The sequence below is a fragment of the Bradyrhizobium sp. AUGA SZCCT0283 genome (assembly GCF_018130385.1).
In the GTDB taxonomy this organism is placed as follows: domain Bacteria; phylum Pseudomonadota; class Alphaproteobacteria; order Rhizobiales; family Xanthobacteraceae; genus Bradyrhizobium.
In genome coordinates this window covers 43808-64995 of record NZ_JAFCLU010000026.1, presented here as the reverse complement: position 1 = coordinate 64995, position 21188 = coordinate 43808, and the positions used below count along the sequence as shown (strand labels likewise).

19 protein-coding genes are annotated in these 21188 nt (G+C 63.6%); 6 read left to right on the top strand and 13 right to left on the bottom strand.

All coding sequences use genetic code 11. The annotated features are described in order from the left end of the window. Positions 1–56: 56 nt before the first annotated feature. The 3 genes from JQ624_RS28680 to JQ624_RS28670 form a co-directional block, all read right to left on the bottom strand. Positions 57–500 carry a Spy/CpxP family protein refolding chaperone gene (locus JQ624_RS28680; protein WP_249130146.1) on the bottom strand — a complete coding sequence of 148 codons (444 nt, stop codon included), beginning with the start codon at positions 498–500 and terminating at the stop codon, positions 57–59. 109 nt (positions 501–609) lie between these two features. Beyond that, a complete protein-coding gene (mepA, locus tag JQ624_RS28675; protein WP_212422262.1) occupies positions 610–1557 on the bottom strand; it encodes a penicillin-insensitive murein endopeptidase in 948 nt (315 codons plus the stop codon). A 142-nt stretch (positions 1558–1699) separates the two neighbouring features. Continuing rightward, on the bottom strand, positions 1700–2701 hold the full coding sequence (locus JQ624_RS28670) for a tripartite tricarboxylate transporter substrate binding protein (RefSeq protein ID WP_212422261.1): 1002 nt from the start codon (positions 2699–2701) through the stop codon (positions 1700–1702). A gap of 118 nt (positions 2702–2819) precedes the next feature. Here JQ624_RS28670 and JQ624_RS28665 point away from each other — a divergent pair, with 118 nt between their 5' ends. Then, complete coding sequence (locus tag JQ624_RS28665; RefSeq protein WP_212422260.1) at positions 2820–4004, top strand: FAD-dependent monooxygenase; 1185 nt, start codon at positions 2820–2822, stop codon at positions 4002–4004. Between the two features lie 316 nt (positions 4005–4320). Continuing rightward, on the top strand, positions 4321–6531 hold the full coding sequence (locus JQ624_RS28660; protein WP_212422259.1) for a bifunctional diguanylate cyclase/phosphodiesterase: 2211 nt from the start codon (positions 4321–4323) through the stop codon (positions 6529–6531). A 133-nt stretch (positions 6532–6664) separates the two neighbouring features. Here JQ624_RS28660 and JQ624_RS28655 read toward each other — a convergent pair whose 3' ends face one another. Next, positions 6665–7273: a DUF1801 domain-containing protein gene (locus JQ624_RS28655; RefSeq protein WP_312014511.1), complete on the bottom strand. Its 609-nt coding sequence runs from the start codon at positions 7271–7273 to the stop codon at positions 6665–6667. A 29-nt stretch (positions 7274–7302) separates the two neighbouring features. Here JQ624_RS28655 and JQ624_RS28650 point away from each other — a divergent pair, with 29 nt between their 5' ends. Then, positions 7303–7953 (top strand): RDD family protein, encoded by a 651-nt coding sequence (locus JQ624_RS28650; protein ID WP_249130145.1) that lies wholly within the window; start codon positions 7303–7305, stop codon positions 7951–7953. A 135-nt stretch (positions 7954–8088) separates the two neighbouring features. Here JQ624_RS28650 and JQ624_RS28645 read toward each other — a convergent pair whose 3' ends face one another. The 3 genes from JQ624_RS28645 to JQ624_RS28635 all read right to left on the bottom strand — a co-directional run bounded on the left by JQ624_RS28645 (position 8089) and on the right by JQ624_RS28635 (position 11041). Then, positions 8089–8439, bottom strand: coding sequence for a plasmid stabilization protein (locus JQ624_RS28645; RefSeq protein WP_212422257.1), 351 nt, complete (start codon positions 8437–8439; stop codon positions 8089–8091). Positions 8440–8540: 101 nt separating this feature from the next. Then, positions 8541–9713 (bottom strand): acyl-CoA dehydrogenase family protein, encoded by a 1173-nt coding sequence (locus JQ624_RS28640; protein ID WP_212422256.1) that lies wholly within the window; start codon positions 9711–9713, stop codon positions 8541–8543. 92 nt (positions 9714–9805) lie between these two features. Next, the gene (locus JQ624_RS28635) at positions 9806–11041 is read right to left on the bottom strand and encodes an MFS transporter (protein ID WP_212422255.1); all 1236 of its coding nucleotides are present in this window, start codon (positions 11039–11041) and stop codon (positions 9806–9808) included. 168 nt (positions 11042–11209) lie between these two features. Here JQ624_RS28635 and JQ624_RS28630 point away from each other — a divergent pair, with 168 nt between their 5' ends. Continuing rightward, the gene (locus JQ624_RS28630) at positions 11210–12319 is read left to right on the top strand and encodes a DUF2652 domain-containing protein (RefSeq protein WP_212422254.1); all 1110 of its coding nucleotides are present in this window, start codon (positions 11210–11212) and stop codon (positions 12317–12319) included. A 63-nt stretch (positions 12320–12382) separates the two neighbouring features. On the opposite strand, the gene lepA is transcribed toward JQ624_RS28630, so the two are convergent. Further along, a complete protein-coding gene (lepA, locus tag JQ624_RS28625; protein WP_212422253.1) occupies positions 12383–14194 on the bottom strand; it encodes a translation elongation factor 4 in 1812 nt (603 codons plus the stop codon). A gap of 116 nt (positions 14195–14310) precedes the next feature. Between lepA and JQ624_RS28620 the strand changes: the two genes are divergently transcribed. Then, complete coding sequence (locus JQ624_RS28620) at positions 14311–15909, top strand: glycosyltransferase family 39 protein (protein ID WP_212422252.1); 1599 nt, start codon at positions 14311–14313, stop codon at positions 15907–15909. Between the two features lie 34 nt (positions 15910–15943). After that, positions 15944–16741 (top strand): SDR family NAD(P)-dependent oxidoreductase, encoded by a 798-nt coding sequence (locus JQ624_RS28615; protein WP_212422251.1) that lies wholly within the window; start codon positions 15944–15946, stop codon positions 16739–16741. 235 nt (positions 16742–16976) lie between these two features. Here JQ624_RS28615 and JQ624_RS28610 read toward each other — a convergent pair whose 3' ends face one another. From JQ624_RS28610 to JQ624_RS28590, 5 genes are all read right to left on the bottom strand, one after another. Next, a complete protein-coding gene (locus JQ624_RS28610; protein ID WP_212422250.1) occupies positions 16977–17303 on the bottom strand; it encodes an HPr family phosphocarrier protein in 327 nt (108 codons plus the stop codon). Next, positions 17300–17701: a PTS sugar transporter subunit IIA gene (locus JQ624_RS28605; RefSeq protein ID WP_024339151.1), complete on the bottom strand. Its 402-nt coding sequence runs from the start codon at positions 17699–17701 to the stop codon at positions 17300–17302. The genes JQ624_RS28610 and JQ624_RS28605 overlap by 4 nt, the downstream gene beginning before the upstream one ends. Positions 17702–17833: 132 nt before the next feature. Next, complete coding sequence (locus tag JQ624_RS28600; protein WP_212422249.1) at positions 17834–18358, bottom strand: HPr kinase/phosphorylase; 525 nt, start codon at positions 18356–18358, stop codon at positions 17834–17836. After that, positions 18355–20172, bottom strand: a complete 1818-nt coding sequence (locus JQ624_RS28595; protein WP_212422248.1) for a sensor histidine kinase — start codon at positions 20170–20172, stop codon at positions 18355–18357. Before JQ624_RS28595 ends, JQ624_RS28600 begins: the two co-directional genes overlap by 4 nt. Positions 20173–20272: 100 nt before the next feature. Continuing rightward, positions 20273–20974 (bottom strand): response regulator transcription factor, encoded by a 702-nt coding sequence (locus JQ624_RS28590; protein WP_027541437.1) that lies wholly within the window; start codon positions 20972–20974, stop codon positions 20273–20275. Positions 20975–21188: the final 214 nt, after the last annotated feature.

The window sequence follows — 21188 nt, the reverse complement described above, 5'->3', positions numbered from 1 at the left end:
GTCAGGATGGAGCAGGAGGTAAAGGCGGCTGCACCGCCTAAGGTGCAGCCGGGGTGTCAATGGTGGTGTCGCTTGTGCCCGCCGGCGCCGTAACCGCGCAATTCCGCATACTTTGTCATCTGCGACGGGGTCAGGATGTTTCCGGTCGACAAGTGATATTTCAGATGGGTTTCGCGCAGCATTCCCTGCGTCGTGGCAACGCCCGCGGTGGACGCCTGCAGGCTTTCCGGCGTGACCGTGCGGGCTGCAAACTGCTTGTCCAGTTCGGCTTCCTGCTCGATCAGCTTCGCGCCAAGCGGCATCGCTTCGGCCTTCATGGAATCGAACAGGCTTTGCATCTTGGCGCGTTGCTCGGCGGAGAGGTCGAGCTTGTCGGCGAGTTCGAGAACGTGCGAGGGTCCCGGGTAGCCGTTTAGTTCGGCCGCGAGCGCCAGCCCCATGCCGCGGCCGGTGCCGAGGTCGGCAATGTGCTGCTCGGAAAGCGCCTTGATCGGGCGCATCTCATCCCGGCATAAGGGGTTTGTGCATGCACGCTCGTGACGAAAGCGACGGATGCAATCACGGGCCAAATCTTCATCGTCATTCTCCTGCGGATTTGAACCTGTGCAGTCAAGGCTTTGCGTCCGGCGCATGTAACACGGTCTTGCAGGCCGGCGGCAGTGCGGCCATGGTCATCGGCGGCTTCGGCTTCGGCGGCACTTTCGGTGGTTTCGGATGCAGTACCGCATCGCTGAACCAGTAGGCGAGATCGCCGGTGCTGCAGCCTTCGCCTTCGTTCGGATCGGGTTGGCTGTCGCATTCGCCGGCGCCGGGCGGGCATTTGATGCGGATGTGGAAGTGATAGTCGTGGCCGTACATCGGCCGCACCTTGTGGAGCCAGTGGCGGTCGCCTTTCGCCTCACGACAGAGCGCCTTCTTGATCGCGGCATTGACAAAGATGCGCTGCACGCTGGGCTCCTGCGCGGCAGCGCGGATCACCGCAAGGTGGCCCGGTGTGAATACCCGGGGATCGATATCGAGCCGGTCGTCGCGCACCATCATGACGGCCGACATTTCCTCGCGCTCGTTGCGCGATAGTTGCCGGTTCGGCATCGGCGTCAGCCAGATGTCGGCGTCGAGCCCCACCTGATGGCTGGCGTGTCCGGTGAACATCGGCCCGCCGCGCGGCTGCGACATGTCGCCGACCAGGATGCCCGGCCAGCCGGCATCCCTGCGTGCTTTGGAAGCAAGCCGCTTGACCAGCGCGACCAGGTCGGGATGTCCCCAGTATCGATTGCGCGACAGCCGCATCACCTGCCAATTGTCGCCGTTGATCGGCAGCCCTTCCGCGCCCGCGATGCAGCCATGGGCATAGAATCCGTGCACGCGCGTCGGCATCGCCGCCGGCAACACCTTGCGGCCGAACAACTCCTTGGCGCCGATCTTGGGATCGTTGGGGTTGGCGAGCGGCGGCAGCGGTTTTGGGTTGACCGTGCCCTTGTCCTGCGCCCATGCGCCCGCGGCGTTAACGGCGGCCATTACGGTGATGAGCGGGATCAGAATCAGGCGAGGGGTCATCGGATCACTCTATTCCAACAAGCATAGCATGAAACCGGGGAGACGGGGACAGGGCAAGCCCTCGCAATTGCTTGATCTCGCCGCAGCCGCTGCTCTGGCCTGCAACGGACCACGCCACACGCGGATCGACATCAATTGAGGCTTACTGCAACTCGATATTGGCCGACTTGATCACCGCAGCCCACCGGTCGACTTCGTCGCGCATGTAGGCGGATGTCCTGTCGGCCGGGCCGCCAAAAATCCCGGCGGATAGTTTCTTGAGCTGGTCCCGCACCTCGGGCTGACGCAATGCCTCGTTCACATCGGCATTGATCTTGTCGATGATGTTTTTCGGAGTTTTGGGCGGCGCCACGATGCCGTACCAGGCGACCGCTTCAAAACCCGGAAGCGTTTCGGCCATCGTCGGTACATTCGGCAGCGCCGGCAGACGATCGGATGAGGCGACCGCGAGCAGCTTCAGCTTGCCGGCCTGCACCAGGGCCAGCGATACGCCGAGATTGTCGAACATGACGTCGACGTCGCCGGCGACCAGACCCTGCAGCGCAGGCGCCGAGCCGCGATACGGAATGTGCCGCAGCTTCACCTTCGCCATCAGTTGAAACAGCTCCGAGGTCAGGTGCGAGGTGGTGCCGTTGCCTTGCGTGGCGCAGATGGTTCTGTCGGAATTGCCCTTTAGGTATTCGATCAGCTCGGGCACGCTCGATGCCTTGATGTTGGTCGGATTGACGATCAGCGCATTCGGCACATGGGCCATGACGATGACAGGCTCGAACTTCGTCGGATCGAAGCCGAGCCTGGGGTACAGATTGTGATTGATCACAAGCGGCGGCGGCGGTGACGAGAGCAGGGTGTAGCCGTCGGGCGCCGAATGGTAGACCTGTTCGGCGCCGATGTTTCCGGCGGCGCCGGTGCGGTTCTCGATGACAACGGGCTGGCTCCATTTGCGCGACAGCCAGTCGGCGACAATCCTTGGAATCGCGTCGGCCGTTCCTCCGGCCGGAAATGGAACGACGATTTTTACGGGACGGTCCGGGTAATCGCCGGCCAGCGCCTGCGTGTGACCAGGCACGAAGAAGGCCAGAAGTAGCGTCAGTATCGCCAATTTACGGCGGACGGGAAGCAGAGCTGCCGTAGAGCCGTGCATTCAAACTCCTCCCGCTGCCATTTTGCTCCGTCCAGTCTGAGCTGTCGGCGCTTGGTGTTCGCAGCAAGGAAGGATAGCTTGAACGGGCAAGCTTCCGAAGCATTTTTTGCGTGGGACGATGACAGAGCCGCAGCTCACTGTTGTGATCATTGGAGGCGGAATTGGCGGGCTCTTCGCCGCGAACGCGCTGATCGCCCGCGGCTTCGATGTTTCCGTCTACGAGCAGGCACCTGCGCTCGGCGAGGTCGGGGCAGGGGTATTCCTGACGCCGAACAGCGTGCGACAATTGCAGCGGGTAGGCCTTGGACATCAGGTGGAGCGATGGGGCGCCAGGGTCGGCCACGCATCTCAGTATTTTCGCCACGATGGCGCGCCGATCGCTCCGGTCCAGGTGACGGACTCCGCGGGCTGGAACGCCACCTTCGGCATGCATCGCGCGGACCTCGTCGAGATGCTGTCGCGCGCATTGCCATCAGGCGTGGTGCGGACGGGCCATCGCGGCACAGGCTTTGAGCAGACCGGCGAGGTCGCGCGTGTGTCGTTCGCCAACGGCGCGATGGCCGAAGGCGACGTCGTCATCGCGGCGGATGGCATCCACTCGGAGCTCCGGCCCTATGCGGCGCCGCCGTCGCGGCCGGTCTTCCACGGGTCCGTCGCCTATCGCGGCGTGCTGCCGCATCGGCGCATTCCGCACTGGCCGACCGATTGCTGGCAAATGTGGCTGGGCAAGGGAAAACACTTCCTCAGCTTTCCGGTGCGATCGGGCAAGCTCATCAACTATGTCGGCTTCGTGCCGGCCGATGCGGAAATGAAGGAATCATGGTCGGCGCCCGGAGATCCCGATGTGCTGCGCCGCGAGTTCGAGGGCTGGGACCCGCGCATCGGGACACTGTTGAGCCAGGTCGAAAAGACGTTCCGATGGGCGCTGTACGACCGCGAGCCGTTGCCGACCTGGACGCGCGGCCGCTTGACGCTGCTCGGAGATGCCGCGCACCCGATGCTGCCGCATCTCGGCCAGGGCGCCAACCAGTCGATCGAGGACGGCATGGCGCTGGCGACAATTCTGGCGCGTACCGAGCGCGCCAGCGTGCCGGCGGCACTGCTTGCGTATGAGCGGCTTCGACGCGAGCGGGTGGCGGCGGTTCAGCGCGGTGCGCGCGAGAATGGCATGCGCTACGACTCTTCCTATGCCGATCTCGGTGTTCGCGATGCCGAGATCGCAGCGCATGCGGCGTTCCGCAGACGGCTCTACGATCACGACGTCGTGCCGGAAGCACAAGCCGCGGCGGCTGCCTTGAGTTGAACGGGCGTGATGTCGCCTTTCTTAACCGCGCGATAACCCTGTTGGTCGTTGACCGATTATCGTGCGCACGCGCGGCGTTTCGCGCATTCCTTGTGCATCCAGGGACACGCGTTGCATGCGCGCCGTGCGAGCGCGACGATTTTGCCCTGTGAATTTGCGATTTACGTCAAAAAGCGACACACGCAGGGCGTGCGCCCGCCTTTCCGACAGGCAATGAATGTGGCGCGCGGGAGAGCTTTCAGCGGCAAGAGATACCATTTTTTCAGATACTTATCTGACAACATCGCCCGCACAAAGGTGCGGGGTAGGCGTAGCGATGTCGACGAAGAAGCGAAGAACAGCAGGGAAGCTCAAGCAGGCGGCGATTGTCCGCTTTCGCGGTCGGCCGGCAAAACCTGCGCCCAAACCTCCCGCCAAACGCGAGCGTCGCCCGCCCGCTGCGGCCAGCGAGATCGCGCGCAAGCACGCCGAGGTTGACGCCGCTCTGGCCGAGGCGCGCAAATCGCACGAGCGCTTGCGGGAGGCAATCGACATCCTGCCGCAGGGCGTCGTGTTTCTCGATGCCGAAGGCCGCTATATTCTCTGGAACAAGAAATATGCAGAGATGTACCGCCGCAGTTCGGACCTGTTCAAGCCGGGCGCACGGCTGGAAGATACGATCCGCGTCGGCGTCACGCGCGGCGATTATCCGGAGGCCATCGGGCGCGAGGAAGAATGGATCGCCGAGCGGCTCAAGAAGCTGTACCAGCCCGGCGAACGGCATGAACAGACGCTTGCCGACGGCCGCGTCATCCTGATCGACGAACGCCTCACCGAGGATGGCGGCATCATCGGCCTGCGCGTCGATATCACCGAGTTGAAGCAGCGGGAGGCTTCGTTCCGGCTGCTGTTCGACAGCAATCCGGTTCCGATGATCGTCTGCGCGTTGGGTGACGAGCATATTCTCGCCGTCAACGACGCCGCGATCCAGCACTATGGTTACAGCCGCCGCGAATTCGAGAAGCTGACGATCCGCAGCCTGCAGGCCTTCGACGCCGAACTGCCATGGATCGGCGACGAGCGCGCGGCACGCACCTGGAAGCACGTCCGGGCCGACGGTACGCTGATCGATCTGGCGATCTATTCACGCCAGCTGGTTTACGGCGATCGGCCTGCGATCTTGCTGGCGCTGATGGACACCACCGAGCGCAAACGCGCCGAGGCGCGGCTGACTTTCATGGCCCAGCATGACGGCCTGACCGGGCTGCCGAACCGCAATTTACTGCGTCAACAGATGGACGACACCCTGCTGCGCACGCGCCGCAACGCCGAGCAGGTGGCGGTGCTCGTGCTCGGCCTCGACCATTTCAAGGCGGTCAACGATACGCTCGGCCATGGCACCGGCGACAAGCTGCTGCGCGGCGTCGGCAAGCGATTGCGATCGATGCTGCGCGACGACGATGCGCTGGCCCGGCTCAATTCCGACGAATTCGCGATCGTCCAGAGCGGGGTGACGCGGCCTGAGGATGCGGCGTTCCTGGCGAGGCGCCTCTTGGACGCCATCGGCGATCCCTATCTTCTGGATGGGCATTCCGTCGTGATCGGCGCCAGCATCGGCATTGCGATGTCACCCGGCGACGGCGATGAATCCGAAAAGCTGTTGAAGAACGCCGACCTTGCATTGTCGCGCGCCAAGAACGATTCGCGCGGCACATTCTCGTTCTTCGAGGCCGGAATGGATGCGCGCGCGCAGACCCGCCGCAAGATCGAAACCGAGCTGCGCGAGGCCGTCCAGGGCGATGCGCTGCGGCCCTATTACCAGCCGCTGGTCGATCTTTCGAATGGGCGCATCACCGGCTTCGAAGCGCTGGTTCGTTGGCCGCATCCCGAGCGCGGCATGATCTCGCCGGCCGAATTCATCCCCGTTGCGGAGGAAACCGGACTGATCAACGCCGTCGGCGGTTTGATGCTGCGCCGCGCCTGCACCGATGCAGCGCAATGGCCCGACGACGTCCACGTCGCGGTCAATCTGTCACCGCTGCAGTTCCGCCTCGGCAATCTGCTGTCGCTGGTCACCGATACGCTGAAGCAGTCCGGCCTGCCGGCTAGGCGCCTGGAACTAGAGATCACCGAGACGCTGCTTCTGGAAAAGAGCAGCGAGGTGCTGGCGACCCTGCATGCGCTGCGCGCGCTCGGCGTGCGCATCTCGATGGACGATTTCGGCACCGGCTATTCCAGCCTGAGCTACCTGCGCAGCTTTCCGTTCGACAAGATCAAGATCGACCAGTCCTTCGTGCGCGACCTCGCCGCCAATCCCGACGCGCAGGCGATCGTGCGTTCGATCATCAGCCTCGGCAAGGGCCTGGGCGTCACCATCACGGCGGAAGGCGTCGAGACCGAAGCCGAAGTGAACTGTCTGCGCAACGAGGGATGCCACGAGGGGCAGGGTTTCCTGTTCAGCCGCGCGCGGCCCAATGCGGAGATCGTGAGCATGTTGAAGACGCAGGGCAACTGGAGCTCGCCGGCAGGTGCGGCGCTGGTGGCGTGAGCGGCCGTATCCTTCGCAGCCGTCATTGCCTGCGACAAACGCAAAGCGTTTGCGCAAGGGAGCGTAGCGACGAAGCAATCCATCTTTCCGCTTGCGTGGAGAGATGGATTGCTTCGCTCGCAATGACGGATGGCTATTTTACGCGCGTACGCTTCCTCGCATGATACGTCAGCGCCAGCGCCACGCAGTGGCGCAACGCTTTCTCGGGCAGCTTCTCGCCGGCGTCGAGCAGAATGCTGCGGTTGCCGCCATAGCGCAGCTCCGGATAGAGCTCGCGAAAAGTCTCGACCAGATCGGTCTGGCAGTGGAAATAGACCGCGTACCGGCCGGCTTCCGCCTTCACCTGGTCGATCCGGATCGTGCTGCCGCTCTTGCTTTCGGTCGTGAGATAGCTCGGCTGCCCCCATTTCAGCGTCTCTTCCAGGGGGCCGACGCCCTCGGTGGTGTCAGCGGTATCGAAGATCAGCCGGCGCAGCGCCAGCAGTCTGGTTTTGACCGGGCTGGGGTAGGCGTCGAAGATCGCGTCGACTGTGGGCTCAGAGACACCCGCGCGCTTTCTATGCGGAGAATTTGTCCTTGGTGTTTTCGTCATCGCAACCGGTCCGTGCAATTCGTCGGACACACTAGCCCATTTATTCGCGAAGGTGCATAATTGATGACCATGATCGAAGTCCGGTATCTCAAATGAGCCTTTATTCAGATCCGCCGGCCCCTCCTGCGCCGAAATATGCGCGGTTTTCACGGCGCTTTCGCGGAATTGTGCTCGACTGGATGATCGTCATGGCCATCCTTTTCGGCGCGCTGATGCTGGCGAGCACGGTACGAAACGACAATCTTACCCGCGTGCTCGGAGTCATGGTGATAGCAACGCTCTTTCTCTACGAGCCAGTTCTGGTGTCGTTCACTGGAAGCACGCTCGGGCACTATTTCACCAATCTACGCGTCGTTGATGAACGCACCGGTGGCAATGTGAGCTTCCTCAAAGCCTGCGCCCGCGTCGCAATCAAGGGTGTGCTCGGCCTGTACTCGTTCGTCATTCTGGCGGCGACCCGCCGCAACCAGGCGGTTCACGATATTCTGACGAAATCCACCGTGCAGATCCGCGATCCCGCGAAGGCATGGCCGGGCCAATACATTGAGGAACGGAACGATCCGTCGGATGCCAGCCTGCCGTCACGATGGCGACGCGTTGCGGTGATTTGCGTGTACCTCGTGTCGATGCTCGGTTTCTATCTGACTCTGATCGTGAGCCTCAACTCAGCCGGCATGATGTCCAGTGCCTGTATCGGCGACGTCGGCCGCTGCTCGGCGGGCGAGCGGGTCCTTGATACTGGAGCGGCCGTCCTGGTTCTGTTGATGGCGGCGCTAATCGTTGCGCGTGGCTGGAAGGGCAAGCTATTCGGCGCGCGCAGAGCGCGCTAGCCGATTCGATCGTGTTTGCTGCGGCCCGCGCGCCGCTCCCGGCTGTGTTCTTCATCGCACTGTCAGCACATCCTGCCTCGGGCTAATCGCGGGTCGCCTAAAGCAGGATGCTGGCGCGCGGAAGCGGAATTGGTCCTACTTCCTCCGCGCCGTTTTGCGCGCACTTGATCTGGCGGCTGCCTTGCGTTTGCGCGTGGCTGCAGCCTTCTTGGCAGAGCGCGATCGTGCTGCAGCCGGACGGCTGGCAGCGGCCTTGCCGCCGCGCGGTCCGCCGATTCGGCCGCCGCGCCGGGCGGAAACATTGGTGTCCTTCACGCCGCGGCCGGAGCCGCTCTTGTTGCCGCCACCGGTTTCCTTGTTGACGGTCGCCCATGCCCGCCGTTCGGCTTCCTTCTTGCCGACGCCGCGTTTCTCGTAACCCTCCTCGATATACTCGGCCTTGCGTTTCTGCTTGTCCGTATAGCTGGATTTGTCACCGCGGGGCATGCCGTATCTCCCTCGTTGTTGCGGTTGCTGGAAAAGCAACGCGCACCGTGCAACGGGGTTCCGATTTGAAGCGCTTTGCCGCGCGAGCCGGGACGGCCGCTTCATCGCATCGTCGGCGGCGTATCGAGATTGCCTGACAGGATCGCCTTGCCGGCATCCTCATAATGGGCGTCGCGGCCCTGGATCTGCTGCGCGATCGCATGCATGTCGCGAAATCGGCGCTCGAACCTGTTGGCGTTGAACACCGCCGTGGCGCCGGCCATGTGATAGGCGGTGTCGACCACGGCGGCCGATTGATGGATGGTCCAGGTGGTGGCGATGCGAAGCGCCACGCGATGCGCCTCCGTGGTGGCCTCGCCGCGCGAAAGGTCCCGCCAGACTTCGGCCGCGGTCGCGTAGAGATAGGCGCGCGCGGCACGCAGGCTCGCCTCGGTGCGGCCGATCAATCCCTGCACGGCATTGTTGTCGCGCATCGCTTTCAGCGCCTGCGGGGTCTTGGCGCGGGCAAGGTCGATCGCCGCATCGAGCGTCGCGCGGGCGACGCCGAGTGAGGTTGCCGCAAAGCCCATGCCGAACACCATGTTGGTGGAGAGCTTGTACAGCGGTCCGTTTTCGCGCCGCGCCTCCGGTTCGTCGCGAAGTGCGGCGAATTTCTCTGATATGAAGAGATCTTCGACCGAATAGGAATCGGTGCCGGTGCCCCGCAGGCCAATCACGTCCCAGACGTCGTATAGCGTGGCGCTGGTCACCGGAAACAGGATGGTGCGAATCTCCGGCGACCCATCCGGCTTGCGCCGCGGCGTGCCATCAGCCTCGACGACACGGACATGGGCGCCCAGCCAGCTCGCCTGCCGCGAACCGGAGGCAAAATCCCAGCGCGCGCTGGCTTTGTAGCCGCCCGGAACCGCCTGCACTTCATGGTTGATCGCGCCCCAGGCCAGAATGCCGGGCGCGACATTGAAGATTTCGTTGGCGGCGTCGGGATCGAGATAGGCCGCGGTCATCGCGCAGACGCTGCACTGGCCAAGGCACCACGCGGTCGAGGCATCGGCTTTTGCCACCTCCTCCTGCATCTGCATGAAGGTTTCGAGCGGCACCTCGGCGCCGCCAAAGCTTTGCGGCAGCAGCGCGCGGTAAAGCCCGTTCTCGATCAGCGCCTGTGTCACGGCAGGCGTCAGCCGCCGCGTCCGCTCGATCTCGTCGGCTTCGCGCATGATCAAGGGAGCCAGCGCTTTCGCGCGCTCCACCAGGTCGATGCCGGTATGCCTGTTCATGCGCTTCCTCGCATTCTCTTGTTTTTTGCGCGAGCGGGATGGTGGCCTATCCACGGCCGTCGATCAAGGCGGCGAGGGGGCGCCTTGCTGCTTCACGCCGTCGCCCGCCCCAGATCGAGCGACGGTTGCGACGGCCGCCTGGCCGATGGGAAGCTCAGCGCCACGGCGACGGCGGCCAAGCCGATGGCGAAGGAGCCGACATAGAGCCAGTTGTAGGCGTGGAAGGTGTCGAACACCCATCCGCCGGCGAGCGGGCCGAGCGCCATGCCGAGGCTGGCGAAGGCGGAGACGGCGCCGAACATGCTGCCCATGATGCGTACGCCGAAAAATTCGCGCACCAGCACGGCGTAGAGCGGCATCACGCCGCCATAGGCGAGGCCGAAGAGCACCGACAGCGCATAGAACTCGCCGAGCTGGCCGACCGCGAGAAAGGTCGCAATCGACAAGGCCTGAACGAACAGGCCGCCGACCAGAACGTGCTTGGCGCCGAGGCGATCGGCCAATACACCGAGCAGCAGCCGGCCGCCGAGCCCGGAGAATCCGGCGAGGCTGTAGACGGTGACGGCGGTCAAAGGCGCAATGCCGCAGATCATGGCATAGCTCACCATGTGAAAGATCGGCCCGGAATGCGCCGCGCAGCAGGCGAAATGCGCTCCTGCCAGGATGATGAATTGTGGTGTTCGCAACGCCTGCGCGACGGTCCACTCTCCGTCAGGTGCGCCGGTTCCATTTGCGGCAGCAGGTGTCGAAGGCTCTGGCGGCTGTCGCACGAGCAGAGAGGCCGGAATCAAAAGCGACAATGCGACAATGCCGATCGCCAGCATCGCCGTGCGCCAGTCATAGGTCGTGATCAGCCAGCTTGCGAATGGGGCAACCGTCAGTGGCGAAACGCCCATGCCGGCCGATACCAGCGCGACGGCGAGGCTGCGGCGGTGTTCGATCCAGGCGCTCGCCGCCGCCACCATCGGCGCATAGAAACTGCCGGCCGCGACGCCAATCAGGACGCCGAACGCCAGCTGGAACTGCCACAGGCTGGTGGCTTGGCTCGCCCCGATCAGCCCGGCGCCGAGCAGCAGTGTGCCCGACAGCACCACGATGCGGGTGCCGAACCGGTCGGACAGCGCGCCCCAGAAAAATGCCGCCAGTCCCATCGCAAGAAAGTCGATCGTGGCCGCCGCCGACACGCCGCTGCGGGACCAGCCCATGTCTTGCGAAATCGGCTGCAGGAACACCGCCAGCGACAGCATCGACCCGAACGCCACGCAGGTCATCAGCGCGCCCACGGCGACCACGACCCAGCCGTAGGAAGATCCGGAGGATTTGCTCATGCGTTTCCTGCTCTTTTTGTAGTTATGATCTGAGCAAGAGGATGGTGGCTTATCCACCTTCGCGGAGCAAGGTGGGGACGGGAATACCTCTCATTCTCCGGCGCGCGGACCGCAACTTTCTGCTAAACTGATTGCATTTCGCGTCGTAATCCTCCGCGAGTACACGCTATGGCGCAACAGGGCTTTCTGCTCGTCGCCGATATTACCGGTTACACCATGTTCCTCACGCGCTCGGAGCTCGAGCACGCGCAGGGAATTCTCGATGCGCTGTTCAAGAGCATTTTTGCCGAGATCAAGGCGCCAATCATCCTGTCCAACCTGCAGGGCGACGCGGCACTGACCTATCTGCCCGACGCGAATCTGCCGCAGCGCCAGTTTCCGCTCGATGCGATCGAGCGCATCTATTGCAGTTTTGCCAATACGCTCGGGGCCATGCGCCTGAATACGACGTGCACCTGCAACGCGTGCCGCAACATGAACCAGCTCGACCTGAAGTTCTTCCTGCATCACGGCACTTATGCCACGCAGGAGATGGCGGGACGCACCGAATTGCAGGGAGCGGAGGTGATCCGCCTGCACCGGCTGATGAAGAACTCTGTGACGGCGGCGACCGGCATCAAGGCCTACGCGCTGGTGACGGAGCAGGCGGCAGACGCAATCGGCCTGCCGGATTTCTTCGCTAGTACGATCCGTCACGTCGAGAACCTTGGCGAGTTCGGCGAGACGGTTTGTTACGTTTACGATCTGGCCCCGATCTTTGCGCAATGGCGCACGACGCGCCGCGTTGTGGTGCAGCACGACGAGCCCTTGGCTTTCGAATCGATGGAATGTGACCTGCCGGTGCCGCCGGCGATGGCCTGGGCCTATGTCACCGACATCGAGAAGAAGATCCGCTGGCAGCACGGCATCGACGGCATGACGATGACCGGACTTGCCCGGGGGCGGATCGGGCTGGGAGCGACGCAGCATTGCGCCCATGGTAAGGATTCGACGGTGCACGATATCGTCGACTGGCGGCCGTTCGACTACGTCACCTGGCATATCCGGCTCCCGATGGGCGCCATCGTGAGGCAGACGGCGGAACTCACGCCGCTCGAAAACGGTGGCACGCACCTGTCGTTGCGCTGCGCGAAGCCCGAAGGCCCCAACCCGGTGGCGACGGCGGTGGTGCGGGCGATCACCCGACTCGCCATGGCCAAGAAGCTTGTCAGCGATCAACGCGCCTCGAAGGTCGCGCTGGAGCGGTTGGTAGCTGAGGAGACCGCGGCGTTCACTTAGCGCCGTCATTCCGGGTCTGGTCCTGCGGACCATCACGGAATGAGGAGGGCGGTTCAATCCGCCTCAGCTATCCACCTTCAGCGCGGCAATGAACGCTTCCTGCGGGATGTCGACCTTGCCGAACTGCCGCATCTTCTTCTTGCCTTCCTTCTGCTTTTCCAGAAGCTTGCGTTTGCGCGTGATGTCGCCGCCGTAACACTTGGCGGTGACGTCCTTGCGCAGCGCGCGGACGGTTTCGCGGGCGATCACCTTGCCGCCGATCGCGGCCTGGATCGGGATCTGGAACATGTGCGGCGGGATCAGTTCCTTCATCTTCTCGACCATGGCGCGGCCGCGGCCTTCAGCCCGGGTCCGGTGCACCAGCATCGACAGCGCATCCACCGGCTCGTTGTTGACGAGGATCTGCATCTTGACCAGATCCGCCACCTTGTAATCGGTCAGGTGATAGTCGAACGAGGCGTAGCCCTTGGAGACCGATTTCAGCCGGTCGTAGAAATCGAACACGACTTCGTTGAGCGGCAAATCGTATTTCACCATTGCGCGGGAGCCGACATAGGTCAGCTCCTTCTGTGCGCCGCGGCGGTCCTGGCACAGCTTTAATACGCTGCCGAGATATTCGTCGGGCGTAAGGATCGTGGCCTCGATCCACGGCTCCTCGATGTCGGCGATCTTGACGACATCAGGCATGTCGACGGGATTGTGGATCTCGATCTCCTGGCCGTCGGTCAGGTGCATCTTGTAGATCACGCTCGGCGCCGTCGCGATCAGGTTGAGGTCGAACTCGCGCGACAGCCGTTCCTGGATGATTTCCAGATGCAACAGGCCGAGGAAGCCGCAGCGGAAGCCGAAGCCGAGGGCGGCGGAAGTTTCCATCTCGTAGGAGAAGCTGGCGTCGTTGAGACGCAATTTGCCCATCGCCGCGCGCAGCGTCTCGAAATCGTTGGCGTCGACCGGGAACAGGCCGCAGAACACCACCGGGATCGCCGGCTTGAAGCCCGGCAGCATCTCGGTGACCGGCTTCCTGTCGTCGGTGATGGTGTCGCCGACGCGGGTGTCGGCGACTTCCTTGATCGCCGCGGTGATGAATCCGATCTCGCCGGGGCCGAGTTCGTCGACCTGCTCCATCTTGGGCGTGAAGTAGCCGACGCGCTCGACATCATAGGCCGCGTTGGTGCCCATCATGCGGATGCGGCTACCCTTCTTCATCGTGCCATCGACCACGCGAATGAGCACGACGACGCCGAGATAGACGTCATACCAGCTATCGACCAATAGCGCCTTCAGCGTCGCATCCCGGTCGCCCTTCGGCGGCGGCAGGCGGGTGACGATGGCTTCCAGCACGTCGGGAACGCCCAGGCCCGTCTTGGCCGAAATCATCACCGCGTCGGAGGCATCGATGCCGATCACGTCCTCGATTTGCTGCCGTATCTTCTCGGGTTCAGCGGCGGGCAGGTCGACCTTGTTGAGGACCGGCACGATCTCGTGATTGTTGTCGAGCGCCTGATAGACGTTGGCGAGCGTCTGCGCTTCGACGCCCTGGCTGGCGTCGACCACCAGCAGCGACCCTTCGCAGGCGGCTAGCGATCGCGAGACCTCGTAGGCGAAGTCGACATGGCCGGGCGTGTCCATCAGGTTAAAGATGTAATCCTTGCCGTCCTTGGCGCGGTAGTTCAGCCGCACCGTCTGCGCCTTGATGGTGATGCCGCGCTCGCGCTCGATATCCATGGAATCGAGCACCTGTTCCTTGCCCGCCATTTCGCGGTCCGTCAGCCCGCCCGTCATCTGGATCAGGCGGTCGGCCAGCGTCGATTTGCCATGGTCGATATGGGCGACGATGGCGAAGTTGCGGATGTTGGAAATGGGGACGGTTGTCATGGGGCGCGGGATAGCATTCACACCCCCGGGCGGCAACCATCTTGCTGTATTTTAAGGGGGTTTCTTCACGGCAAGCTGATTCCACTTCGCCCGAAAACGCGCTACGCACTGAGACCATGTCGACTGCATCCATTTTGCCCACGGCCGTGCGCGGCAAGCGTTTTCCGTCGATCCGGCGGCTCGGCGCATGGCTGGCCTCGCGCGCCTGCGATCCCAAAGCCGGCCTGTGGCTGGTGATCGGCTTTGCGGCGGTTCACGCGGTCCTGTGGACGCTGATTCTGGTCAATCTGAAGACCGGGCAGGACGTCCATATGGACGTCGCGGAAGCCTACGCCTGGGGCCAGAAGTTCCTGCTCGGCTATGGCAAGCACCCGCCATTGTCGGGATGGGTCGCCGGCGTCTGGTTCATGCTCTTTCCGGTCACCGACTGGGCGACCTATGCGCTGGCGATGGCGACGCTGGCTTGCGGGCTGGTGATCTGCTGGCTGCTGGCGCTGCGCGTGGTCGATCGCCGCCGCGCGTTCTTCGTCGTGGTGATGCTGGCGCTCTATCCGATCTTCAACTTCAAGGGCTTCAAATACAATCCGGACCTGTTGCAGCTCGTCACGCTGCCGCTTGTCGTGCTGGCCTATCTCGACGCGTTCGAGAAGCGCAGCATCAAGTCGGGCCTGTGGCTCGGGCTTGCCGGTGCGCTGGCGCTGATGACGAAGTATTGGGTGCTGACCATGATCGGTGCCGTCGGCCTTGCCGCGCTGATCCATCCGCAGCGTTTGCAATTCCTGCGCTCGCCGGCGCCGTGGGTCGCGATTGCCACGCTTGCGGTCGCGATGCTGCCGCACTTCATGTGGCTGAAGCAGGTGGACTTCGTCCCGCTCACCTATGCCGGCGACACTTACTCCCTCACCGACCGCGCGCAGATCGACGATCTCGCGCTGGGCTATGTCGGGCATAATCTTGCGCTGCTGGCCTTGCCGGTGGTGCTTGGCGCGATCGCGCTTCTCTGGCGGCCGTTCCGCTTGATGCCGTTTCCAGCCCTAGCGCGCGGCGCCAATGCGAGCGTGAACCTGTCCCAGGCGCTCAATGTCTGGATCATCCAGGCGGTGGTGGCGATCGGGCCGCCGCTCGGCGCCTTGCTATTCCACGTCTACATCAAGACCGACTGGGGCATCCCGCTGTTCTTCCTGATCCCGCTCGCGATGATCGCGATCCCCGCGGTGCGGGTCCGGAAAATCGCGCTGTTGAACCTGACGGCGACCTGGCTGGTGATTTCGCTCGTCGTGCTGGCCGCCTCGCCAAAGATCGTCGCCTATGAACTGGGTGAAAAGCGCACGGCAGGCGCGACCTACCGGGCGCGTTCCGAACTCGCCCGCGAACTGACGGAAGCCTGGCACACGCGGTTTTATTCGCGCTGGCCGGTGGTCGCGGCCTATACCGATACCGGCCAGCCCGTCACCTTCTACAGCCCCGATCATCCGGCGCCGCTGACCCCTGACGAGCCGTGGTCGTCGGGCCTGACCTCGCTGGACGAAGCGAAGCGATCGGGCTTCATCGGCATCTGCGAGGTCGGCGACTGGAAGCTGGAAAAATGCGAGGCGTGGATGAAGGCCCATGCCGCCAATGGCGAGCGCATGGTGATGACCACGCGGCGCTTCTTCTTGGGCTATCCCGGCCCCGCGACGGCCTGGAACATCTTCATCGTGCCGCCGGCCAAATAGAAGCGGCCGCAAAAAAAATCGAAGGGGGTAACGCATGGATCTCGATCTGACGGACAAGACGGCGCTCGTCACCGGTTCGACGCGCGGCATCGGGCTCGCGACCGCCATCGGGCTTGCGCAAATGGGTGCGGAGGTGATCGTCAACGGGCGCAACAAGGCGGCGGTCGGCGAAGCCGTGGCGAAAGTTCAGCAGGCTGCGCCGTCGGCCAAGGTCCATGCTGCAGCGTTCGACCTCGGCAATGCGGCGGGCTGTGCCGCGCTGGTGAAGAAATTCCCTGACGTCGACATCCTCGTCAACAATCTCGGGATCTATGATGCGAAGGACTTCTTCGACATCGAGGATGCCGACTGGACCAAAATGTTCGAAGTCAACGTCATGAGCGGGGTCCGGCTGACGCGGCATTATTTGAAGCGGATGCTTGATAACAAGGACTGGGGCCGCGTCGTGTTCGTCTCCAGCGAGTCCGGCGTCTACATTCCGAAGGAGATGGTGCATTACGGCTTCTCGAAGTCGGCGCAGCTCGTCATCGCGCGCGGCGCGGCGGAAACGACCAAAGGCACCAACGTCACCGTCAATTCGGTGATGCCCGGCCCCACCTGGGTCGAGATGGCGCCGGTTCGCCTCGCCGCGCGCGCGAAATCGATGGGAACGACCATCGAGGACCTGGTCTCGCGCACCTTCAGTGAACGCCGCCCGGCGTCGCTGCTGCAGCGCTACGCCAGGCCGGAAGAGATCGCCAACCTGATCTGCTATGTCTGTTCAAAAGCCTCCAGCGCCACCAACGGGGCCGCGCTCCGTGTCGACGGCGGGATTGTGACCAATCCGTTTTAAGTCTCAGACCTCATCCTGAGGAGCGGCGCTTGCGCCGCGTCTCGAAGGATGAATGGCACCAGCGGGGCCACATGGTTCGAGACGGCGCCAAAGCGCCTCCTCACCATGAGGGTCTGAGACTGCAGAGTGGGCAAAGCGAAGCGTGCCCACCATTTGAGACGTGCGCGTGGATAGTTGGTGGGCACGGCGCAGGTGCGCCTTTGCCCACCCTTGTATAAACGCCGCTTGATATCGTTCACACGCCCTCTTCGTTGAACTTGTCGGCGACCAGGGCGGCGATGGCATCGATCGCGGCCTGGGCCTCGGGGCCGATCGCGGACACCACGACCGAGGTTCCCGGTCCCGCCGCCAGCATCATCAGACCCATGATCGAGGTACCGCCGACGGTCTCGCTGCCGCGCGTCACCCAGACCTCGGCGTTGAACTTTTCGACCATCTGGACGAACTTGGCAGAGGCCCGTGCGTGCAGGCCGCGCTTGTTGATGATTTGAAGTTCCCGCGAAATGGCGCCCGCAGGCACGCTCGGCCCGAGTTCCTTTTCGGGCGCGGCCTCGTCGCTCATTTGCCGGCGAGCACGCGGCTGGCGATGGTGACGTATTTGCGGCCGGCTTCCTGGGCCATGGCGATGGCGTCGGGAAGCGAGCGCTCTTCGCGCACCTTGGCAAGCTTGACCAGCATGGGAAGATTGATGCCTGCGAGCACTTCCACTTTGGGACGGCTCATGCAGGAAATCGCCAGGTTGGAGGGTGTGCCGCCGAACATGTCGGTGAGGATGGCGACACCATCGCCGCTGTCAACGCGATTCACCGCTTCGATGATATCGCTTCGACACAGATCGGAGTCGTCCTCGGCTCCAATCGTGATGGCTTCAATTTGTTTTTGCGGACCCATGACATGTTCGAGCGCCGCCTTGAACTCGTCGGCAAGGCGTCCATGGGTCACAAGCACTAGACCAATCATCGGAAACTCCTCGCGGGTGCTTTTTGGTGCACCGCACGAACGCGCCACTTTGACCATCCAGAAGCCCCGCGCAAGAGGGCATCTTGGCTATTGTTCCAGTACTTGGCGGTAAACAGTGAGGCCTGTGCCGGTTTATTCGGTGGCGATATTGGGGCTTATATGGTTACCAATCCCCTTCGAACAATCATCCAAAGGTTGGACGGAACCTGAACTTGCGGTTGTCGTCAGGGCAGCTGCAATCAACGGGAGGGGGTCATAGCCGATTCCAACAGGGATTCGCGGTAGCAGGACACCGTTTAGGCGGATCGAGAGCGCTTCTGGCGGCGGCAGCCGCTCCGCATCGCTGGCCGCAAGATCGGCGATCAGGCCGACCACCGCCCGGCTAGCGAAGTCGCAATGGCGAATGCCGAGGCCCCGGATCTCGATCAGGCCGGCCAGTTCCCGCGCCGGGCGGACCCACAATTGTCCGGCGACTGTGTCGAGATGGACACGGTCATCGCCGACCAGAACGGCCGGCGGAAGCTGTCCGGCGCGTCCGGCGAGGATCAGATCGAAGGCCAGCCGCGACTTGCCGGCGCCCGACGGCCCGCGGATCAGCACGGCGCGGTCACCCACCAGCACGGCGGAGGCGTGCACGCTCGCACCCTGCGTCATCATGGCGCTGGCAGCCGAACCACGAAGCGCGCGCCGACCACCGTCGGCCTGCCGTCGGCATCGGCCGGGCCGTGGCGATTTTCCGCCCAGATCCGCCCGTTATGCGCTTCGATGATCTGCTTGGAGATCGACAGGCCCAGGCCCGAGTTCTGGCCAAAGCCCTGATGCGGCCGGTCGGTATAGAAGCGCTCGAAGATGCGCTCCAGCGCATCTTCGCCGATGCCCGGCCCGTCGTCATCGACGACGATTTCAATTTCCGAGCGCACGCGGCGGCAGGTGACGCGCACCTTCCCGCCGGGGGCGGAGAACGATTGCGCGTTGGATAGCAGGTTGGAGATCACCTGCCCGAGCCGGGAATCATGGCCCGGTACCGAGAACGTGTCGGTTGCTCCGCGGCCCTCGAACCGCGCCTCGACCGCGACGTCGTGACCGAGCCGGGTTTCGTTGGCGACAGAGGTCAGCGTCGTCAGCAGCCGGCGCAGATCGACCGGCGCCATGTCCTGGCGCTGCAATTCGGCATCGAGGCGGCTGGCGTCGGAAATATCCGAGATCAGCCGGTCGAGCCGCTTGACGTCGTGCTCGATCACCTCGAGCAGGCGCGCGCGGCTGGTGTCGTTGCGCGCCAGCGGCAGCGTTTCCACCGCCGACCGCAGCGAGGTCAGCGGGTTCTTCAATTCATGGGCGACGTCGGCGGCGAACATCTCGATCGCCTCGATCCGGCTATAGAGCGCATTCGTCATGTCGCGCAGCGCGCCGGACAGATGGCCGATCTCGTCGCGGCGGCGGGTGAAATCGGGAATCTCAACGCGGGTCTGAATGCGCCGGCGGACGCGCTCGGCGCCGTCGGCCAGCCGCCGCACCGGACCCGCGATCGTGCTCGCCAGCAAGAGCGACAGCACGATCATGACCGCGGAGGCGACGCCGCCGACCTTCAGGATGGCCAGCCGCTCGGCGGTCACCATCTGGTCGATGTCGTCGCCCTGCGTCGAGAGCATCAGCGCGCCATGCACGGCGCGGAACCGCTGCACGGGCACCGCGACCGAGACGATCACCTCGCCGCGGTCGTTGACCCGCACCATGCTGCTCTTGACGCCGTCGAGCGCCTGCACGATTTCCTGGTAGCCCTTGCCGTTTTCCGGACCCAGCTCGCGATAGAGCGGCAGGTCGCCGCGATTGAGCCAGGTGCGGACCGAGATCGTGGCGCGCTCGACGAAGCCCGGCTTCTCCGTCGAGGGCGGCGGCAGTTCGAAACGCAACACGTCGCCGCGGCCATAGAGGCTGCGGCTGTCGAGGATCATGCCGCCGTCGCCGCCATAGATGCGCGCGCGGGTCTTGGTCGGCGAGATCAGCCGCCGCAGCACCGGCGCCACCCGCTCCGGATTGATCGGGAAATCGAGGCCTGAGGATTCGTCCGGCGCGCCGTAGCTTTCGCCGGGCTTCAGATCGAGCAGGCGGTCCGGATCGATGGTGATGGTGTTGGTTTCGACGGTGGCGGAGGCGGCAATCGCGCCGGCGATGATTTCGGCCTGCACCAGCAGGCTCTGCGCGCGCGCGTCGATCAGGCCGGCGCGGAACTGCGAGAGATAGAGAATGCTCGCCACCAGGGCTACGAGGCCCGCCAGATTGAGCGAGACGATGCGGCGCGTGAGGCTGGAGAAGGAGAGCGCGAAGAAGAATTGCCCGGCCCGGCGCAACCAGCCGAGCGGCCGTTGCCAGCCCTTCTCGCCCGCATTATCGTCGGCAACGCGATCCCGATCGGGGAGCTCCGAAGCATCCTCGTGGTTCAGGCTGGGATCGGGCTGCGTTCGATCTAGCAATGGCCGAGCTGCCGGTTGTGATGCGCCGTTTTTTAATTCTTACGCTTCTGCGCCGAACGGGCGGATGTGTCAGTCGGCACTTCCGCCCGGAGAGCGCAGATCAGGCTTCCTTGAAGCGATAGCCGACGCCGTACAGCGTCTCGATCATCTCGAAATCGTCGTCGACCACCTTGAACTTCTTGCGTAGCCGCTTGATGTGACTGTCGATGGTGCGGTCGTCGACATAGACCTGGTCGTCATAGGCCGCGTCCATCAGCGCATTGCGGCTTTTCACCACGCCCGGCCGCGTCGCCAGCGCCTGCAGGATCAGGAATTCGGTCACGGTGAGCGTCACCGGCTCGTTCTTCCAGGTACAGGTGTGACGTTCCGGATCCATCCGTAAGAGGCCGCGGTCCAGGGCGCGGGCATCCGGCTCCTTCGGAACGGCGGTCGGATCCTTGGGTTGGCCGCGGCGGAGCACGGCCTTGACGCGCTCGACCAGAAGGCGCTGCGAGAACGGCTTGCGGATGAAATCGTCGGCGCCCATCTTGAGGCCGAACAATTCGTCGATCTCTTCATCCTTGGAGGTCAGGAAGATCACCGGCAAATCGGACTTCTGCCGCAGCCGGCGTAGCGTTTCCATGCCGTCCATGCGCGGCATCTTGATGTCGAGGATCGCGAGGTCCGGCGGCGAAGTGCGGAAGCCGTCGAGCGCCGAAGCACCGTCCGTGTAGGTCATGATGCGATAGCCTTCGGCTTCGAGCGCGATCGACACGGAAGTGAGAATGTTGCGGTCATCATCGACCAGGGCGATTGTGGGCATGAGCCTGCTTTCGAATAAGAGAGTGGCTTAAACGGCGGGCAATCCAGCCAGACGCCGCATAAATGGGCTTCGTACACGGTCAACGAGCAATGCAAGCTGGGCTGAAGTGTGACCGAGTTCCGCAAAACGCTCCTGCGGTGATACGCTGTCCCCCATATAGCACCCTGTCAGGCCCAGAAAAGGCCCTTTTTGCAATAAGATGGCCGGAAAGGAA

Excerpts from the sequence above, each read along its gene's own strand:
- JQ624_RS28680 (WP_249130146.1), bottom strand. The coding sequence starts at position 500 with ATGCGCCCGATCAAGGCGCTTTCCGAGCAGCACATTGCCGACCTCGGC.
- mepA (WP_212422262.1), bottom strand. The coding sequence starts at position 1,557 with ATGACCCCTCGCCTGATTCTGATCCCGCTCATCACCGTAATGGCCGCC.
- JQ624_RS28590 (WP_027541437.1), bottom strand. The coding sequence starts at position 20,974 with ATGCCCACAATCGCCCTGGTCGATGATGACCGCAACATTCTCACTTCC.
- JQ624_RS28665 (WP_212422260.1), top strand. The coding sequence starts at position 2,820 with ATGACAGAGCCGCAGCTCACTGTTGTGATCATTGGAGGCGGAATTGGC.
- JQ624_RS28600 (WP_212422249.1), bottom strand. The coding sequence starts at position 18,358 with ATGATGACGCAGGGTGCGAGCGTGCACGCCTCCGCCGTGCTGGTGGGT.
- JQ624_RS28610 (WP_212422250.1), bottom strand. The coding sequence starts at position 17,303 with ATGAGCGACGAGGCCGCGCCCGAAAAGGAACTCGGGCCGAGCGTGCCT.
- JQ624_RS28645 (WP_212422257.1), bottom strand. The coding sequence starts at position 8,439 with ATGCCCCGCGGTGACAAATCCAGCTATACGGACAAGCAGAAACGCAAG.
- JQ624_RS28660 (WP_212422259.1), top strand. The coding sequence starts at position 4,321 with ATGTCGACGAAGAAGCGAAGAACAGCAGGGAAGCTCAAGCAGGCGGCG.
- JQ624_RS28635 (WP_212422255.1), bottom strand. The coding sequence starts at position 11,041 with ATGAGCAAATCCTCCGGATCTTCCTACGGCTGGGTCGTGGTCGCCGTG.
- lepA (WP_212422253.1), bottom strand. The coding sequence starts at position 14,194 with ATGACAACCGTCCCCATTTCCAACATCCGCAACTTCGCCATCGTCGCC.
- JQ624_RS28615 (WP_212422251.1), top strand. The coding sequence starts at position 15,944 with ATGGATCTCGATCTGACGGACAAGACGGCGCTCGTCACCGGTTCGACG.
- JQ624_RS28605 (WP_024339151.1), bottom strand. The coding sequence starts at position 17,701 with ATGATTGGTCTAGTGCTTGTGACCCATGGACGCCTTGCCGACGAGTTC.
- JQ624_RS28650 (WP_249130145.1), top strand. The coding sequence starts at position 7,303 with ATGATCGTCATGGCCATCCTTTTCGGCGCGCTGATGCTGGCGAGCACG.
- JQ624_RS28640 (WP_212422256.1), bottom strand. The coding sequence starts at position 9,713 with ATGAACAGGCATACCGGCATCGACCTGGTGGAGCGCGCGAAAGCGCTG.
- JQ624_RS28620 (WP_212422252.1), top strand. The coding sequence starts at position 14,311 with ATGTCGACTGCATCCATTTTGCCCACGGCCGTGCGCGGCAAGCGTTTT.
- JQ624_RS28670 (WP_212422261.1), bottom strand. The coding sequence starts at position 2,701 with ATGCACGGCTCTACGGCAGCTCTGCTTCCCGTCCGCCGTAAATTGGCG.
- JQ624_RS28630 (WP_212422254.1), top strand. The coding sequence starts at position 11,210 with ATGGCGCAACAGGGCTTTCTGCTCGTCGCCGATATTACCGGTTACACC.